Genomic DNA, 17,348 nt, shown 5'->3' with positions numbered 1-17,348 from the left:
CTTTTGAGACAGCCCCTTTTAACTATGGTTTAAATAGCTTTTATAGCTTCAAAATTTTCTTACTTACGTTGCCGCTATTCTTAATTACTTGAAGAATGTAAGAGCCCCTTGCTATACCAGCCACATCCAATTCAATTGGCTGCGAACTATCTGCTGCATCTTTAACTCTCAAAGTTTTGCCAGTTAAATCAGTTAACAACACTTTAACGTTTTCTTTTGTTGATGAAGCAACACTTACATACAACTTAGCAGTTGCAGGGTTTGGATAGGCCACTACAGCAAGCGAATTATCCAATCCTTTTACAAATTTGGTTAAATCTGAATAGGTAGTTTTTTTACCTCCTGCATCAAATTGCACTAAACGATAGTAAGCAGATTGCCTAAAACTCAGATCTAAAAACTCGTAACTAGCAGCAGTGCCTTCACCTTTTCTACTATCTATCACAAAGAAATTCTTGCCATCAAAGCTTTTTTCGATTTCAAACTTGGCATTATTTTCTTCTTTTGCTGTACTCCATTTTACTAAAGCACCACCAGTGGCTGGTTGAGCGGTAAAGCTTAAAAGTGCTACGGGCAACACAGTTGTATTAGCTCCAAAAGTAAAATAGCCAAAATTTGACGAAACCACATTAGCTGTCACAGAGCCCGGTATTCCATTGACGAAGGCACTGCTACCAAAGGTTTCCCATCGGCTATTTACAGCACTATATTCAGACACTACGGCATCATCTAAAATACCAAAACCACTAGCAACAAGATCAAAACTATATAACTTTACTTTTGCAGTTAGGCTGCCTGAAGTACGGTTTACCGCCCAATATTCATTACTGCTTACGCTTGTTAGCCCAGGGCCTTTAATAGAACTAACATAGGCCGCAGGAAAATATTCTACCGTAAATGACGAAGCCGCTCCAGATGCGCCTGTAAGCTCTACATAAGCAGCCCTATTATTTTTACCTACCGGAATTAACACATCTGAACTTACGTTATTTATCGTTACCGCTCCATTAATAAAATTGGCGATGCCAGGTGTTGTAGCAACACTTCCGTTTAAAGTGAAGCTTGCTGAAGGTGTAATTTTCCCTGCCGTTAAAGTGAAATTTCCTGCAACAGTAGCCGGATTAGTAAAAGTTATGGTTTTACCAGGAGCATTTGCCGTAAGATTAGTAAATGACAAGGCAGCCAAAGCATTACCCGCAATTTCAATAGAATTTGTTTTGGTAAATGCCACATTTCCTAGATTACCATAAACACTAACATCATTTTTAATAGAGATAACATCATTATCTAAAGTAAGTACATCGTCATTTGCAGCTTGTAAAGTAGTAAATGCCGTTCCTTGAGTGATGTTTTTGATAGGAAAAACTAAATTCACTTTGCCATGTAAAGCATTATCGTCTTTATCTATAATATTATTGGTATAAATATCTGCCAATTCACCAGAGGTATAATCTTCTCCTATTTTCCCATCTAATTGTGTACTTGGCAGATTTGCATCAGCAAATGTTGGTGTACCCGAGGTTATAGCATAAGCTACATAATTAGCAACATTATGAATATTACCTCCAATATACCTAACATTTGTACTCAAGGTTGTGCCATTATCTGCCGTATAGCCTATCCCGTACTTTACATCAGAAATATCATTGTTTTTTACCAAAAAAGCACCAGTGGTATTTACGTTATTATTAAAAGAAATACCATAAGTTAAAAAGTTCGAATTTTCATTTTCTCTAGCAGTTTTATTACCTACAATGGTATTTCCTATAATGTTTCCATTAACCACACTTTGAATAGACTCTACTCTAATCGCTTCATATTTTGTATTGCCTCCTATTGGCGTAGAAGATTGGAAAGTGTTATTTCGTACTGTCCAAGGCGAAGCACTATTATACTGTAGATTATAATAAAGCCCTATACGATATGAAGTAATATCATTATCAGCAATAATGGCATCAAAAGTTCCTGCCAAAGGATTTGGACGATAAGCATTTACAAACTGAATTCCTCCTCTTACATTAGTAAATTTGTTGCTTAAAATTTGAGCGTACACATCATTTGATAATGTCACGGCATCCAGAGCAGCAAGAGGTGTAAATTGATTAAGATTCTGCAATAAATTATTCTTTATTAAAATACCCGACATTGGTGTAGTTGTAGTAGTAGCTCCAACAAGATAAGCCGTTGGCGTACCGTCTGTACTTCCAAAATTCTGCACAATGTTATTTTGCACGGTAATACCGCCCACGTCATTTATAGAAACACCATAAGCAGCATCAACCAAAACACCTCCCGCAGTAATTCCGCTTGTACTTAAACTTGGATTATCGCCATTTACTTCAAATCCGTCGAATACGCTACCTTCAGAACCAGCTACAAAAGTAACTACCGCCCTTGAGGCAATAGCCAAATCCGTTACATTAGGTATAATTTTAGCCTCGGCTACCCTAGCACCAGTTCCCGCAACACCAAAATTTGGTCCTTTTATGGTTAATTTTTTATTGATGGATATTTTCTCTGCATAAGTACCTGGATCTACCCTCAACTCATCATTAACAGTTGCTGCATCAACTGCCGATTGAATAGTGGCGTATCCTACATTTGTATTCACGTTTGTAACTGGGAAATAATATAGTACTTCCCCGATATTTGGATCGTCTTTTTTATCAAAAAGCTTACCATCAAGCTCGGTCATTTGTACACTAGTTAACAGCTGCGGATATCTAAGTTGCCCATCAACATAAAAGCGATTTGCGTTAGCTATTATATCTTTCTTCCAATAGCCTGTTGTGGTTATTGCGATATTGCTTCCATATTCTGGATAACCTGTTAAACCAACATTTGCACCATCTTTGGTAGCATTACCATTATTATTATCTACATAAATAAAAGTAGGTATGTCTGCACCAAATGTATTATGCACCCCAACACCTCCTATTTTTATCTCCCCGGTTTGATAGTTATTTGTACCGTCTTCTTTGTGATTGTAAAACGCCAGCGCCTTCCCTAAAGTTGCCGATGACAGACCATTGAAAGTATTTGATCTTAAATCTAGACCTAAAGGAAAAGTAGCTCCGGCGTCAGTGCTTAAAATCATTTTTGTATTTACAGTAATGAGTCTAAAATCGTTAACAGACGGTGTAAACGTATTACCTTCTATTAAAATATTTCTAAAATTCTCTAGGCTTAAGCCCCATTTGGTATTAGAAAAAGTATTGTTTTTTAAGATAAAGGTCTTGCTATTTGTATTGCCTTGAAGCCTAACCTGGGAAGTGTAAGCATTACTTGCCGCACCATTAAAAGTATTGTTCTCAATGATAACTGTTCCGGCAGCATTGTTGGTACTAGACATTTCTAAGCCTCCGCCGTTTAGGGTATTGTTCTTTACGGTTACGTCTCCGTCGGTAAAAAATCTACTGGTCACATCATGGTTTATAGTTTGTATGGTATTTCCATCGGCTGCAGAGTTACCACCAATCAGTACATCCTTCGCCCTATCAACACTAAAACCCGACCTAAAACCACCATTAGCTACATTACCACCTATAAAGCCTTGCACCGTATTACGCTGTATAGTAACACCTGTTATACCGGTATTAACATTTACATAATCGAAATTATCATAGGCATCTACATTAATACTTACCGCATTACGCCTACCGTATCCTAATTTTGCACCAGGTAATGCACCCGTTGCTGTAGCCACAAAATTATTATCTGTAATTACAATGCCCGCCACATTTCCATAAGAATGTATGGCCGAGTGTATTTTAGTTAAATCTACCGTAAAAGTGATGTTTTTAATAGTAACGTTTTGGGCTGCAACAGTAAAAATAGTTGGGATACCACCTCCATTTCCAGTAATTGCCAAGCCCGTGTACGTTAAGTTTGCTTTTGTTTTATCTAGGCCATCTATGGTTAACGATTTATTTATAGTTACCCGTCCGTCAAATGTATTTTCTGACAATTGTAGTGTATTTCCTGCCGTAGCATACTCAACCCCCAGATTAATGGTAGCATAATTTGCTTTTTTATCAACATTGTATACAAATTGTGCGTCTCCCAAATAAGAGTTTAATGCAAATTCGTCGCGAGTTTGCACAGTATTTCCGGTTGACAAATCATTTCCAGATAAAACAATATTTGCCGAGTACGGCGAGTTGCCCCTGTTAAAATATGGGCTACCAGCAGCAACTTGGTCGGCATCTTGTGCTGGGGTGCCCACAACAATACCGTCTTTATAATAATTAGAAGCGTTACCTGCCTGTCGTTGTATACCAATATCACAGTTTTTTACGGTATTGTTTTTCACCGTCATTCTAACACCTTCTACAACTATCCCATAGCCTTCCCCATTAGCATTAGGCTGCTGAAAGCCATCAATTGTGTTTCCTTTTATTACAACGCCACTGGGAACATCAATGTAACCAGATGGATTTCCCGCTGTAAATGAGCGTCTAAAAACTGCTATACCCGCTAAATCGCGAGCTTCAGTACCAATTGTTGCCGCACCAGCATCTAAACGAGTAATGATATTATTTTTTACAATGATGGCGCCATCCGCCATTTCATCATCCAGACCAGAACCAGCTGGGTTTTTGATTTCGATACCATATCTTTTAGCCACAGTAATAGTATTGCCCGCAATAATATTAGCACCGTTACCAGCTTTCAACCCTAAAATACCAATGCCGCTATCGGCTTTATCCGACCCTGCTATTAAGGTATTGTCAGAAATATTTACACCCGAAGCTGTTCCATCGTTTAAATCGATACCGCAGCAACTTGTAAAAATCACATAATTATTAGTAATGGTAATTTTATCTTTATTATTATTCCAGATACCAATGCCACGCGGCGTAGCGCTAGATGCTCCTGTGCCATTATTTTGCACTGCACAACCTGTTATAGTCACATTGGTAATTCCACCATCTATAAAAATACCTCCTCGTCCAGCACCCGTACAGTTACCATTTACCTGCAAATTCTGCACAGTTAAATTATTTGCATTAGCGGGGGCGTAAAAACCTTCCCCAGCATAACCAACAATAGCTATATCCCTAACCGTCACATTTGTTCTACTGCCTGAAATTTGAATTCCTCTTGTACCCGCCCCACCAGTAACTAGCGTATGTAAACTAGTGTTTATCGGCGTAGGAGCTAAATTCCCATTAGCCCCCGAACCACTCCCTATCAAAGCAATATCACTTTTGTTGATGTTTACGTTCTCCGCATAGGTTCCTGACGAAATGTATATAGTTGAGGCGCCAGTTGCAGCATCAATTGCCGCCTGTATAGTCTTCTTCGGACTTGCCTGCGTACCTGCATTGCCGTCATTTCCAGCTGCAGCATCAACATAATACGTCTGCGCTCGAGATTGCAAAACAAACAACAACCCAACAAATAGCATAGGTAGCGCTCTGAGTAGATTTTTTTTCATGATTTAATTTGGTTTTTAAGAACTGTACCCCTAAAAAGAGTGAGTTAAATATACAAACTATTTATAATAAAAAAATATTTTACACGTTGTATTTAATTGCCTTACAAGCAAATACACGTTAGCATCTTGATAAAAAACGCTTAAACATGTAAGTATTGGCATATACATGCCATGAAGCTTCTAAAAAAAAATCGGAAATAAAATTTTCATTTGATAACAGCAAATTAATCTTAAATACAAACGTTTGAAATACCGTATTTCCGGTATTTTTGTTTAACAACCAGTAGTTCAAATCAAAATCTCCATTTTTTGATGGCAAGTGATCTAAATTAAAGCCTTATATTTGCAATCTAACTACTTATTATGCTTAAAGGATTTTTTAATGTTCCGGCACCGGTTAACGAACCTATCTTAGGATATGCACCAGGCAGCAAGGAAAGAGAACTGCTAAAAGCGGCACTGGCCGAAGGGAGAGCCAAAGTAATTGACATCCCGATGTATATTGGAAATCAGGAAGTTTTTACCAATGAAAAAGGTAAAGTTACGCCTCCGCATGACCACCAGCACTTATTGGCCACCTACAGCAAAGGCACTAAAGCCCATGTACAACAGGCTATTGATGCAGCGTTGGCCGCCAAAGCCAATTGGGAAAATTTGGCATGGGAACAAAGAGCAGCTATTTTCTTAAAAGCCGCCGATTTAATTGCTGGACCTTACCGATACAAATTAAATGCAGCAACCATGCTCGGGCAAAGCAAAAATGCTTTTCAAGCAGAAATTGATGCGGCTTGCGAATTTATTGATTTCCTTCGTTTTAATGTGAGCTACATGACCGAAATCTACAAACAGCAACCTCCTGTATCTCCACGCGGAAATTGGAACAGAGTAGAACAACGCCCGTTAGAAGGCTTCGTGTTTGCTTTAACACCGTTCAACTTTACAGCAATTGCTGGCAATTTACCTTCTTGCGTAGCCATGATGGGCAACGTAGTAGTTTGGAAGCCAGCAGACACTCAGATTTATGCCGCTAACCTAATTATGCAAATTTTTAAGGAGGCAGGACTACCAGACGGCGTAATTAACCTAATTTATGCCCATGGCCCAGATGTTGGCGATGTCGTATTCTCGCATCCAGATTTTGCAGGCATACATTTTACTGGCTCAACCGCCGTTTTTCAAGACATTTGGAAAACTATTGGAAACAACATCCACAAGTACAAAACCTATCCTCGCATAGTTGGCGAAACAGGTGGTAAAGATTTTATTTTAGTACACGGTTCTGCTGATGCCGAAGTTTCATCTACAGCCATTTTACGTGGTGCATTTGAATACCAAGGGCAAAAATGCTCGGCAGCTTCTAGGGTTTATATCGCCAAAAGCAAATGGCCAGCCATTAAAGAATTGTTGTTAAGAGATTTGGCTACCCTAAAAATGGGCCCAACAGAAGATTTTGGCAACTTTATTAATGCCGTTATTGACGAAAAATCTTTTGACAAGCTTACCGCTTATATTGAGGAGGCTAAAAAAGCAAGCGGTGTTGAGCTTATTGCTGGCGGAAACTACGACAAGAGCAAAGGTTATTTTATTGAACCTACAGTTTTAGTGGTAGATGACCCTAAATATACTACCATGTGCGAAGAGCTTTTTGGCCCAGTATTAACGGTATATATTTATGATGATAAAGATTTTGACAAAACCTTAGACATTATAGACAATACTTCTATTTATGCCTTAACAGGCGCTGTAATTGCGCAAGATCGTTACGCTATTGACAAAGCTACAACACGTTTACGCAATGCAGCTGGCAATTTCTATATTAACGACAAGTGTACCGGTGCAGTTGTTGGTCAACAACCATTTGGCGGCGCCAGAGGAAGCGGCACTAACGACAAAGCAGGCTCTATGATCAACTTGTTGCGTTGGGTTTCGCCACGCACCATTAAAGAAACTTTCGATCCGCCTAAAGATTACAGTTATCCGTTTTTGGCAAAAGATTAAACATAAATTAGATAAAAGGTGTCCCAAAAAGACACCTTTTGTTTTAACATAAAAAAGGGATGCCCAAACGCTAGACACCCCCATCATTATATACTAAACTTAAAATTATTTTACATCCATCTTAAATACGGCAGGCATGTCTTCAGCGCTCGATGCACTTACCTTTAAATCTGTAATTAGCCCAGTTTTTAAACTATAAACCCATGCATGTACCGACAGCTTTTGGCCTTGCGCCCAAGCATTTTGTACAATGGAAGTGCTCATTACATTTTTTGCACCATGAATGGCATTCAGTTCTACCATTTTATTGGTTCTTTCTATCGGATCTTCGATGGCAAGAATATCACTTTCATTGGCATGGTAAATATCCTTAATGTTCCTTAACCAGTTATCAATTAAACCTACCTGCTTACTGCCCAAAGCCGCAGTAACGCCTCCGCAGCCATAATGCCCGCAAACAACAATATGTTTTACCTTTAGCACATTTACAGAATAATCTAGCACGCTTAAAACGCTCATGTCTGTATGCGTTACCACATTTGCAATGTTGCGGTGCACAAAAATATCGCCTGGCAGGGTATTGGTAATTTGATTTGCCGGCACACGACTGTCAGAACAACCTATCCATAACATTGGCGGGTGTTGTCCAGCGGCCAGCTCATCAAAATAATTAGGATTTTCTGCTAACCTTTCGGCAACCCATTCTTTATTTCCTTCTAGTAAACTTTCGTAAGTGATGTTATCTTGACGTAATGACATTTTATTGAATTTAATTTTGTGTTACAATTTTGGTATTTATTTTCGGAACTGAGTAACTTTTTTCAATATTTTCTAAAGTTACAACAATCCCCTTGGTATAAGCATTGTGCCTATAGTGGTGGATGGTTTCTAAAACATCCGGATCTATGTACCGAGAGTTGGCACCATCTATAACTACATTGGTTTCATTAGGAATATCGGCTAATAACACCTGAATAGAAGCTTTGTTTAAAAACGACACCTCTTCGGCCAATTTAATTCTAATATTCTTTTTATTGCCTTCTTCCAATACTTTGTAAAAGAAAGGATTGCGCATATTAGTTCTTAGCAAATAGAAGATAGCAACCGCCATGCCTATACCAACTCCTTTTAACAAATCGATGCCCACTACCCCAACTACCGTTACTACAAACGGCACAAACTGATGCCATCCTTTACGATACATTTGCTTAAAGAGTGTTATTCTGGCCAACTTATAGCCTGTTACCAATAAGATTGCCGCTAAACAGGATAGCGGTATCAGGTTAATTAATGATGGTATAAATAGCAAGGATAGCAACAACAACAAACCGTGTGCAATTGCCGATATTTTTGTACGGCCTCCTGCATTTACGTTTGCCGAACTGCGCACAATAACTGCAGTAAGTGGCAAACCACCCAACATACCGCTCGTAATGTTACCAACGCCTTGGGCCACAAGCTCACGGTTAGTTGGCGACACTCTTTTTAATGGATCTATTTTATCTACCGCATCTAAACTTAACAAGGTTTCTAAACTGGCAACCACCGCAATGGTTACCGCTACCAACAACACCTTGGGATCTAGAATCATTGAAAAATTTGGCATAGAAAACAGCCCAAAAAACTCGGCAGCACTATTCACCGTTGGAATAGTAACCATTTGGCTCTTATTTAAGGCATTTGACGAACCGCTAAACAACATTGCGCCAACAACACCAATGGCCACTACTACAAGTGGCGCCGGTATAGCGTTTATTTTTTTAAACTTAGGCCAGAGTACCAAGATTAAAACAGCTATACCACTAATTGCTATGGCAGCAATACTAAAATGTTGGAATGCATTTCCCAATGCAGAAAAAGCATTTTGCCCATCGGCCTGAAAAAAACTTTCATTGCCAAAAAAATCACTATCTATACCTAAAGCGTGAGGCAATTGTTTTAAGATAAGCAAAATACCGATACCCGCCAACATACCTTCAATTACACTAGAAGGGAAATAGTTGCCAATTGTACCTGCTTTTATTAGGCCCAAAATAAGTTGAAATACGCCCGCCAATACAACAGCCATTAAAAATGCCTGATAACTGCCTAAGCTAGTAATAGCCGCCAATACAATGGTGGTTAAACCTGCCGCAGGGCCACTTACGCTCAGTTGCGAACCACTAATGGCGGCAACAACTATCCCTCCAACAATACCTGTGATAAGACCTGCAAATAACGGTGCACCAGAAGCCAAGGCAATGCCCAAACACAGCGGTAGGGCTACTAAAAAAACCACAATACTCGCGGGCAAATCTGCCTTTAAATTTCGTTTGGTCAAATAATTATTAATTCCGAACCCAAAAGAGGTCGAATTTGATTTTTTCATAAAAAATTAAATGTTAATTTCTAAAGTTTAAAAACAGGAACCATCTCTATTTTCCTCAACAGAACAACTACATCAACCTTGCAATCAACAAGTTATAAGACAGCTTAGCCATTCTTAAACAAGCCCATCAAAGCATTACTTCTATTTTTATAGAAAGTTTACCTAGATAGACGACCAAGAAATTGAAATTTCAATAGGTTCCCAACATATCAACGGCTCGCTTTAGCGAAGCCATGAGGTGATAATAAACTAGCCGAAATTTGGAGGCGGTGTGGGAACAGACGGATGATAGGGATCTACATACCGCCGCGAGTGCTCTATAAAAGCATTAGAAACGCCATAATCTATATCAAGATTAACGACGTTAAAATCATGTTTGTGATTAATAATCTTGTGATCTATATTCTTCAAATGAGATTTCCCTGTATCATCCCCATGGTTTTCATTTTCCAATTGCATGATTACGGAAACCATAAATTGATCATCAAAATGCGATAAAAATACAGGTGCACCCGAAATTATCATTTTTGAAGCAAAGATGCCCATAAATGCAACTACTATCAAGAACTTGTATTTTGTTAATCTCGTCATCGAAACTTTAACAGATTGGTTGACAAAAGTAATTCACAAACCAATTAAATTAAAGAAAAATTAGTAAAAAAAATGCAATTTAATCTAAACACCGAACTAAAATCAAAAATAATTCTGCAATTTCAACCTTTCGTTTAGCCTAGTTTTTTTATTAAAGCAAAAAATACAAATCGATGAGAAATACTTTATCCTGTCTATTCATTTTAATTTCCACTTTCACTTACGCACAAAATAATAATGCCCCTTCTTCTTATGATCCGCACGACATAAAAATTACTGGCTATTTACAAACACAGTTTCAGGCAGCCCAATCTCCAGGCATTTCTTCTTGGTCTGGCGGAGATTTTAGCGAGAATTCATCGAGCCGTTTTATGTTACGAAGAGGGCGTTTAAAAGTAGATAGAGTAGATAAATTTTCATCTGTAGTGTTTCAATTAGACGGAACACAAGACGGAGTTAGAATTATGGATGCTTTTATTCAGTTTCACAGCCCCGAAAATAAGTCATTAAAACTTACCGCAGGCCTGTTTAACCGCCCCTTTGGCTATTCTATCGTTTATTCTTCCGGACACAGAGATTTTCCAGAAAGAGCTAGGGTGTTTCAAACCATCATGCCCAGAGAAAGAGATTTAGGGGCAATGGTTTCGTACAAGCCCAACAAGATTGTGCCCTTTATTACAGCCGAACTCGCCATAGTTAACGGCAGCGGGCTAAGCGCAAAAGATTACGATTCTAACAAAGACATTATTGGCAACTTAAGCTTTGATTTTGATAGCTTGGCCAACAGTAAGCTAAAACTTGGTTTTGGTGCTTCTATATACAAAGGCACTGTTAGAAGCAACACTACTACTTATTTAAAACCAATAGAAAATGGTTTCGATGCTATTACCAATGCAGCAAATGAAAATCATAATTTTAGAAGAGATTATTACGGCGCCAATTTACAGTTAGAATATGCCAACAGCTTTGGCAATACCACTTTTAAAACAGAATACGTTTGGGGAACCCAACCGGGCGTAGCTGCAAGTGCCAACATTTCTGGCTTTGCCGCAAGTCAGAGTTTTGGCAGCCAACCTGCCGGAAATTTATACCTCCGCAATTTTAACGGCTACTTCTTTTGGTTTACCCAACAAATTGCAAGTAGCAAGTTAACAGCTATTGTAGGTTACGATGTTTACGATCCGAATATCGATATTACAGAAACTGAAATTGGAAGACCAGGCAACAATACCACTGCCGGAGATATTAAATTTAGCACATTGGGTTACGGCCTTACCTACGCATTAAATGGTCGCCTAAAGCTTACGGTATATAATGAGCACGTAAGCAATGGCAACACCATGCTTACCGATTACCAAAACGATGTGAAAGACAATGTTTTTACAACTCGTTTGCAGTACAGGTGGTAAGGAGCTATAAACGGGTTAATAGTTTGAATTGTTAAATGGCTTTATCGCCGAATTGTTATATTGTTACTAACTTGTTTATCCAATTTTCTTCGGACTTTCGGACTTTCGGACTTTCCCAATGAACCAATGAACCAATGAACCAATTCATATGAACAACAAAATCGAAATCTTAAAAGATAAAATACAACAAGCGCACTTAGGTGGCGGACAAGCTCGTATAGACAGCCAGCACAAGAAAGGCAAACTTACCGCCCGCGAACGTATTCACTTTTTATTAGACGAAGGCAGTTTCGAAGAAATTGGCATGTTGGTTACCCACCGCAGTACCGATTTTGGGATGGAAAATGAAAGATATTTAGGCGATGGCGTAATTACTGGATACGGTACTATAAATGGTAGGCTAACCTATGTGTTTTCTCAAGATTTTACGGTGTTTGGAGGTTCATTGTCAGAAACTCATGCCGAAAAAATCTGCAAGATTATGGAAATGGCCATGAAAAATGGCGCCCCAATTATTGGCTTAAACGACAGCGGTGGAGCCCGTATTCAAGAAGGCGTGGTTTCTTTAGGCGGTTATGCCGATATTTTTTATCGCAATGTACAAGCGTCGGGCGTAATTCCGCAACTTTCGGCAATTATGGGCCCTTGCGCAGGTGGCGCCGTATATTCACCAGCCATTACCGATTTTATTTTAATGGTCGAAAACACTTCGTATATGTTTGTAACAGGGCCAAATGTAGTGAAAACCGTTACCCACGAAGAAGTAAGTTCTGAAGAATTAGGCGGTGCAAGTACGCATGCTACCAAATCTGGGGTTACCCACTTTGCTTGCGCCAACGAAATCGAGGCTATTAACCATTTAAAAAAGATACTAAGTTATGTGCCACAAAACTGTGAAGACACTCCTCCATTTACCCCATACGAACCAAGCAACGAAGAAAGAACGACGTTAAACGAAATTCTTCCAAATAATGCTAACCAACCTTACGATATTAGAGAGGTAATTGCACAAGTTGCTGACGAGGACAGCTTTTTAGAGGTACATGCCGCTTATGCAGAGAATATTGTGGTTGGCTTTGCCCGATTAGCGGGCAGAAGTATTGGCATTGTAGCTAACCAACCAGCCTATTTAGCTGGGGTTTTAGACAACAATGCCTCGGTAAAAGCAGCTCGTTTTGTGCGCTTCTGCGATTGTTTTAATATCCCATTGTTGGTATTTGAAGATGTGCCCGGATTTTTACCAGGCACCGACCAAGAGTGGAATGGCATTATCACCAATGGGGCAAAATTATTATATGCCTTTAGCGAGGCTACTGTGCCCCGCATTACGGTAATTACCCGTAAAGCTTACGGCGGCGCTTACGATGTAATGAACAGCAAGCATATTGGTGCCGATATGAATTACGCTTGGCCAAGTGCCGAAATTGCCGTAATGGGCGCAAAAGGTGCTGCCGAAATCATTTTCAAAAAAGAAATTAGCACTGCCCAAAACCGAGAAGAAAAATGGTTAGAGAAAGAAAAACTCTATTCTGATATTTTTGCCAACCCTTACCGTGCTGCCGAACGTGGCTTTGTAGATGAAGTAATTGAGCCATCTAAAACCCGAGAAAAACTCGTTAAAGCATTTAAAATGCTGGAGAATAAAGTGGTTAATATGCCTAGAAAAAAACATGGCAATATTCCTTTGTAATTCACAATGGAACAAATCGCTTCCATAGAGCAAATCTTCCCGGCACTTACATGGCGCATCAGGCAATTAGCCATGTATCCCGATAAGGAAATTATAGACATGGAGCTGCCAGAAGACTGGGATGGCATTCATTTTGGATTGTATTACCAATACGAACTTACCGGAGTAGTCTCTTTGTTTATGAATGGAAACTCGGCTCAGTTCCGTAAAATGGCTGTATTACCCAGCCAGCAAGGTAAAGGATTTGGGTTACAGCTTTTAAAATACCTTATCGATTATTGCAAACATCAAAACATGAAGAATTTATGGTGCAACGCCAGAGTTAGTGCCATTGGCTTTTATAAAAAAATTGGTTTCCAAACCGTAGGCGAACCATACGAACGAAACCAATTGCAATACGTTAAAATGGAGTTTACTTTCTAGGCAAGGCTTTATTCAAATCCATTACTGGCGTTAAACCTTCAGATGGCACATAAATAATTTGTGGCAAACTGCCCTTATCAGCCAATTTTTCTAATGTTCTGATAAACAAATACTGGTTATAAGTTGCCGACAAAGTTCCATTTTCTACCCTCATGGCCTCTGCCATACCTTTTGCACGCTCAATCTCTGCTGCTGCATTTAGTTTTTCTGCTTCTAACCTCGCTTTAGCTTCTTCTACTAAAATTCTACGGTTTTGCTCGGCTTTTGCCATTTCTGCCTTACCAGCCATTTCTTGTTGCCATACATTATATTTTGGCAAGCCCCACATTAAGCCAATAATTACAATTAAAACAAGAAAAATAGTTGGGATAAAAATTTTAGTGATGTTCATATATAATTTGTTTTGATAGTTTGCTTAATATAGTGATTTTCTTGTAAAAAATAAAGAAACAGGTTTAAATAATTGCCTTTAAATTGTACATTTACCACAATACATAAATTTAAAATTATGGCAAAAAAGAAAGACGAAAATAAAAAACATGTGCCTGTAGTTACCCAAAAATCGCTACAGTTTTTCGAAAAATATATCAATAATGCCGCACCTACCGGCTACGAGTGGGAAGGGCAAAAACTTTGGTTAGCCTATTTAAAACCTTACGTTGATGAAACTTTTATAGACAATTACGGTACTGCTGTAGGTGTAATTAATCCAAAAGCAGACTATAAAGTAGTTATTGAAGCTCACGCCGATGAAATTTCATGGTACGTAAACTATATTACTAACGATGGTTTAATTTATGTAATCCGTAACGGTGGTTCCGATCATCAAATTGCACCTTCAAAACGTGTAAATATCCACACCGAAAAAGGATTTGTAAAAGCTGTTTTTGGCTGGCCTGCCATTCACACGCGTCATGGCGAAAAAGAACAAGCGCCCGAGCTAAAAAACATCTTCTTAGATTGTGGCTGCACTACCAAAGAAGAAGTTGAAGCTTTAGGCATTCACGTAGGTTGCGTAATTACCTACGAAGATGAATTTATGGTATTAAACGACCGTTACTATGTTGGTCGTGCTTTAGACAACCGTGCGGGTGGTTTTATGATTGCCGAAGTGGCCCGTTTGTTAAAAGAGAACAAGAAGAAATTACCTTTTGGTTTGTACATCGTAAACTCGGTACAAGAAGAAATTGGTTTGCGTGGTGCCGAAATGATTGCACATCGTATTAAACCAAATGTGGCTATTGTTACCGATGTAACCCACGATACCACTACGCCAATGATCAATAAAATTACACAAGGCGATTTAGCTGCTGGCAAAGGGCCTGTGGTTTCTTATGCGCCAGCGGTACAAACTAACCTCAATAAATTATTAATTAAAGCGGCCGAAAAAGCAGGCATTCCTTTCCAACGCCAAGCTTCTTCTCGCTCTACGGGCACAGATACCGATGCCTTTGCCTACTCTAACGGCGGCGTACCTTCGGCATTAATATCGTTGCCTTTGCGCTACATGCACACTACCGTAGAAATGGTACACAAAGAAGATGTTGATAATGTAATTAGCTTAATTTACGAAAGTTTACTGGCCATTAAAAATGGACAAGACTTTAGGGAGTTTAAATAAGAGCAAAGTAAAAGAACAAGAATCAAAGAAAGGTTCGGGATTAATTTCTCGAACCTTTTTAATTAAACTGCTTGCCAATTAGTCAACTTTTAAAACTAAAAAGCCCCGACTTTTACATCGAGGCTCTGCTTTCATAAGTACAATTTTTATTCTTTATTCTAGTAAAGTGTAAACTCTACCCTTCTATTTTGCTGACGACCTTCGGCAGTTTTATTACTTGCAATTGGTTGGTCAGGGCCATAACCTGTAGCCTCAATTCTAGAAGCGTTAGCACCTTGAGATACTAAATAGGCTTTTACCGATTCGGCTCTTTCTTTAGATAAACGCAAGTTTAACTCTCTAGACCCAGTAATATCTGTATGTCCTGCTAATTTTAAGCTAAAGTTTTTCTCTACCAATAGTGCTGCAACTTTATTTAAGGTAACATAAGATTTAGCACGAATAGTTGCTTTACCTAAATCAAACTCTAAATTGCTAATGGCATCTTTTACTACCTTACGGTCTGCCTCTGTAACAATTACCCTTTCGGTAACTTGAGGTGCAGGAACTTTTAACGGACAGCCAGAGCCATCTACTACAGTACCGGCTGGTGTATTAGGACATTTATCTAATTTATCTGCTACACCATCACCATCGCTATCTTTTAATAGATCGTTCATTTCTGTACGTAATTTAGCATTCTCTGCTTTTTGCGCATCTAAATCAGATTTAAGTGCATTTGCAGTATTTTTAGCGGCTAAAGCTTCTTGATAGGTTGCTGCCGTAGGGCTAAAGAAAGCCAATTGTTTTCCTTTACCTAAGGCAAACTCTAAACCTGCGTAACCATAATTATATTTATCGTTACTACCTCTAGCATAGCCATCAAACTCATCGCCATCAACAAAATTGATAGTCCAACCTAAATCAAAATTAACGCCTTCGGATAAACGGAATTTAGCACCAACACCTACTGGAACCACAAATTTATTTTTTGTAGCACCGGTAACTTCTGTGGTAGCACCAGTAGCCACAGTTGTTGCGGCATAATTTACCAAACCACCACCAGCTAAAGCATAAAGCTGCGCATTGTTAGTTTGGTTAAACATACTCCAGTTTACCATATTTAATTGCGCACTTAAACTGGCCGAGTATTTTAAATCGGTGTCGTACGACGCAATTGGAGAAGTGTTAATAGAACCATCTTTATAAGCTTCAGAATTATCGCCTTTCACTTTTCCTTTAACCCCATCTAAACGCAAGGCAAAAGCAGGTGAAATTTGTTTTTTGATATACAGACCATAACCTAAACTAGGCTTCCAGTTAGAGAAATCATTTTGGCCACCTAAAGGAGAAACCCCTGTTAATGCGCCACCGTTAATACCGATAGACCATGTTTTAAAAGATGGTTTTTCGCCTGTGCTCTCTTGAGCCTGAGCATTGTTGCCAATTATTAATCCAGTTAATGCAACTGGTAAAAATTTTAAGAAATTTAGTTTCATAATATTAACTTTTTATAAGCTTCTGTTATTTACCTATAACTCTCCAACACTTGTACCAAACAAATTAAACCCCTAAAAAAAACCATTTTAACCATCTAAAAAACAACCAATTGACATATAAAAAGAAAAGAAATAAAGAAACTTAAAGTGTTCACTTTGCTATACACTTTCTAGATATTGAGGCCATTAAAAACGAATAAACACTACGTCTATTTTAAAGAGACCTAAAAATATGATAAGCGGGCCGCCACTATCTATACTGGTTTAATCACCTTGTATTAAGCAAAAAATAACTATAAAAGGCTATTTAACGTGAGTTTTGGGTGTTAT

11 protein-coding genes are annotated in these 17,348 nt (G+C 38.7%); 5 read left to right on the top strand and 6 right to left on the bottom strand.

Annotated elements, in window-relative coordinates:
- Positions 1 to 40: 40 nt before the first annotated feature.
- Positions 41 to 5,440 carry a T9SS type A sorting domain-containing protein gene (locus B3I52_RS15880; protein WP_293303191.1) on the bottom strand — a complete coding sequence of 1,800 codons (5,400 nt, stop codon included), beginning with the start codon at positions 5,438 to 5,440 and terminating at the stop codon, positions 41 to 43.
- Between the two features lie 363 nt (positions 5,441 to 5,803).
- Between B3I52_RS15880 and pruA the strand changes: the two genes are divergently transcribed.
- On the top strand, positions 5,804 to 7,438 hold the full coding sequence (pruA, locus tag B3I52_RS15875; protein ID WP_293303189.1) for an L-glutamate gamma-semialdehyde dehydrogenase: 1,635 nt from the start codon (positions 5,804 to 5,806) through the stop codon (positions 7,436 to 7,438).
- 105 nt (positions 7,439 to 7,543) lie between these two features.
- Here the strand turns inward: pruA and B3I52_RS15870 are convergent, their stop codons facing one another.
- The 3 genes from B3I52_RS15870 to B3I52_RS15860 form a co-directional block, all read right to left on the bottom strand.
- Entirely contained in the window at positions 7,544 to 8,197 is a 654-nt protein-coding gene (locus B3I52_RS15870; RefSeq protein WP_293303186.1) for a carbonic anhydrase, read from the bottom strand.
- Between the two features lie 10 nt (positions 8,198 to 8,207).
- Positions 8,208 to 9,806 (bottom strand): SulP family inorganic anion transporter, encoded by a 1,599-nt coding sequence (locus tag B3I52_RS15865; protein ID WP_293303183.1) that lies wholly within the window; start codon positions 9,804 to 9,806, stop codon positions 8,208 to 8,210.
- A gap of 249 nt (positions 9,807 to 10,055) precedes the next feature.
- Positions 10,056 to 10,397, bottom strand: a complete 342-nt coding sequence (locus B3I52_RS15860; protein ID WP_293303181.1) for a hypothetical protein — start codon at positions 10,395 to 10,397, stop codon at positions 10,056 to 10,058.
- A 173-nt stretch (positions 10,398 to 10,570) separates the two neighbouring features.
- Here B3I52_RS15860 and B3I52_RS15855 point away from each other — a divergent pair, with 173 nt between their 5' ends.
- The 3 genes from B3I52_RS15855 (at position 10,571) to B3I52_RS15845 (ending at position 13,919) form a co-directional block, all read left to right on the top strand.
- Positions 10,571 to 11,806, top strand: a complete 1,236-nt coding sequence (locus B3I52_RS15855; protein WP_293303178.1) for a porin — start codon at positions 10,571 to 10,573, stop codon at positions 11,804 to 11,806.
- A 148-nt stretch (positions 11,807 to 11,954) separates the two neighbouring features.
- Positions 11,955 to 13,496, top strand: coding sequence for an acyl-CoA carboxylase subunit beta (locus B3I52_RS15850; protein ID WP_293303177.1), 1,542 nt, complete (start codon positions 11,955 to 11,957; stop codon positions 13,494 to 13,496).
- A gap of 6 nt (positions 13,497 to 13,502) precedes the next feature.
- On the top strand, positions 13,503 to 13,919 hold the full coding sequence (locus tag B3I52_RS15845) for a GNAT family N-acetyltransferase (RefSeq protein ID WP_293303175.1): 417 nt from the start codon (positions 13,503 to 13,505) through the stop codon (positions 13,917 to 13,919).
- On the opposite strand, the gene B3I52_RS15840 is transcribed toward B3I52_RS15845, so the two are convergent.
- Complete coding sequence (locus tag B3I52_RS15840) at positions 13,909 to 14,310, bottom strand: hypothetical protein (protein ID WP_293303172.1); 402 nt, start codon at positions 14,308 to 14,310, stop codon at positions 13,909 to 13,911. The genes B3I52_RS15845 and B3I52_RS15840 overlap by 11 nt on opposite strands.
- A gap of 117 nt (positions 14,311 to 14,427) precedes the next feature.
- On the opposite strand from B3I52_RS15840, the gene B3I52_RS15835 reads away from it, so the two are divergent.
- Positions 14,428 to 15,540 (top strand): M42 family metallopeptidase, encoded by a 1,113-nt coding sequence (locus B3I52_RS15835; RefSeq protein WP_293303170.1) that lies wholly within the window; start codon positions 14,428 to 14,430, stop codon positions 15,538 to 15,540.
- Between the two features lie 158 nt (positions 15,541 to 15,698).
- On the opposite strand, the gene B3I52_RS15830 is transcribed toward B3I52_RS15835, so the two are convergent.
- Positions 15,699 to 17,018, bottom strand: a complete 1,320-nt coding sequence (locus tag B3I52_RS15830; RefSeq protein ID WP_293303167.1) for an OmpA family protein — start codon at positions 17,016 to 17,018, stop codon at positions 15,699 to 15,701.
- Positions 17,019 to 17,348 lie beyond the last annotated feature (330 nt).

This window comes from Pedobacter sp. UBA4863 (genome assembly GCF_002399615.1).
Taxonomy (GTDB): Bacteria; Bacteroidota; Bacteroidia; order Sphingobacteriales; family Sphingobacteriaceae; genus Pedobacter.
The sequence above is the reverse complement of the archived record's forward strand: the minus strand, read 5'-3'. Positions and strand labels throughout refer to the sequence as shown.

What these genes read in the sequence shown, in the direction of transcription:
- B3I52_RS15855 (WP_293303178.1), top strand. Translation starts at nt 10,571, where the DNA reads ATGAGAAATACTTTATCCTGTCTATTCATTTTAATTTCCACTTTCACT.
- B3I52_RS15840 (WP_293303172.1), bottom strand. Translation starts at nt 14,310, where the DNA reads ATGAACATCACTAAAATTTTTATCCCAACTATTTTTCTTGTTTTAATT.
- B3I52_RS15845 (WP_293303175.1), top strand. Translation starts at nt 13,503, where the DNA reads ATGGAACAAATCGCTTCCATAGAGCAAATCTTCCCGGCACTTACATGG.
- B3I52_RS15835 (WP_293303170.1), top strand. Translation starts at nt 14,428, where the DNA reads ATGGCAAAAAAGAAAGACGAAAATAAAAAACATGTGCCTGTAGTTACC.
- B3I52_RS15870 (WP_293303186.1), bottom strand. Translation starts at nt 8,197, where the DNA reads ATGTCATTACGTCAAGATAACATCACTTACGAAAGTTTACTAGAAGGA.
- B3I52_RS15880 (WP_293303191.1), bottom strand. Translation starts at nt 5,440, where the DNA reads ATGAAAAAAAATCTACTCAGAGCGCTACCTATGCTATTTGTTGGGTTG.
- B3I52_RS15865 (WP_293303183.1), bottom strand. Translation starts at nt 9,806, where the DNA reads ATGAAAAAATCAAATTCGACCTCTTTTGGGTTCGGAATTAATAATTAT.
- B3I52_RS15850 (WP_293303177.1), top strand. Translation starts at nt 11,955, where the DNA reads ATGAACAACAAAATCGAAATCTTAAAAGATAAAATACAACAAGCGCAC.
- B3I52_RS15860 (WP_293303181.1), bottom strand. Translation starts at nt 10,397, where the DNA reads ATGACGAGATTAACAAAATACAAGTTCTTGATAGTAGTTGCATTTATG.
- pruA (WP_293303189.1), top strand. Translation starts at nt 5,804, where the DNA reads ATGCTTAAAGGATTTTTTAATGTTCCGGCACCGGTTAACGAACCTATC.
- B3I52_RS15830 (WP_293303167.1), bottom strand. Translation starts at nt 17,018, where the DNA reads ATGAAACTAAATTTCTTAAAATTTTTACCAGTTGCATTAACTGGATTA.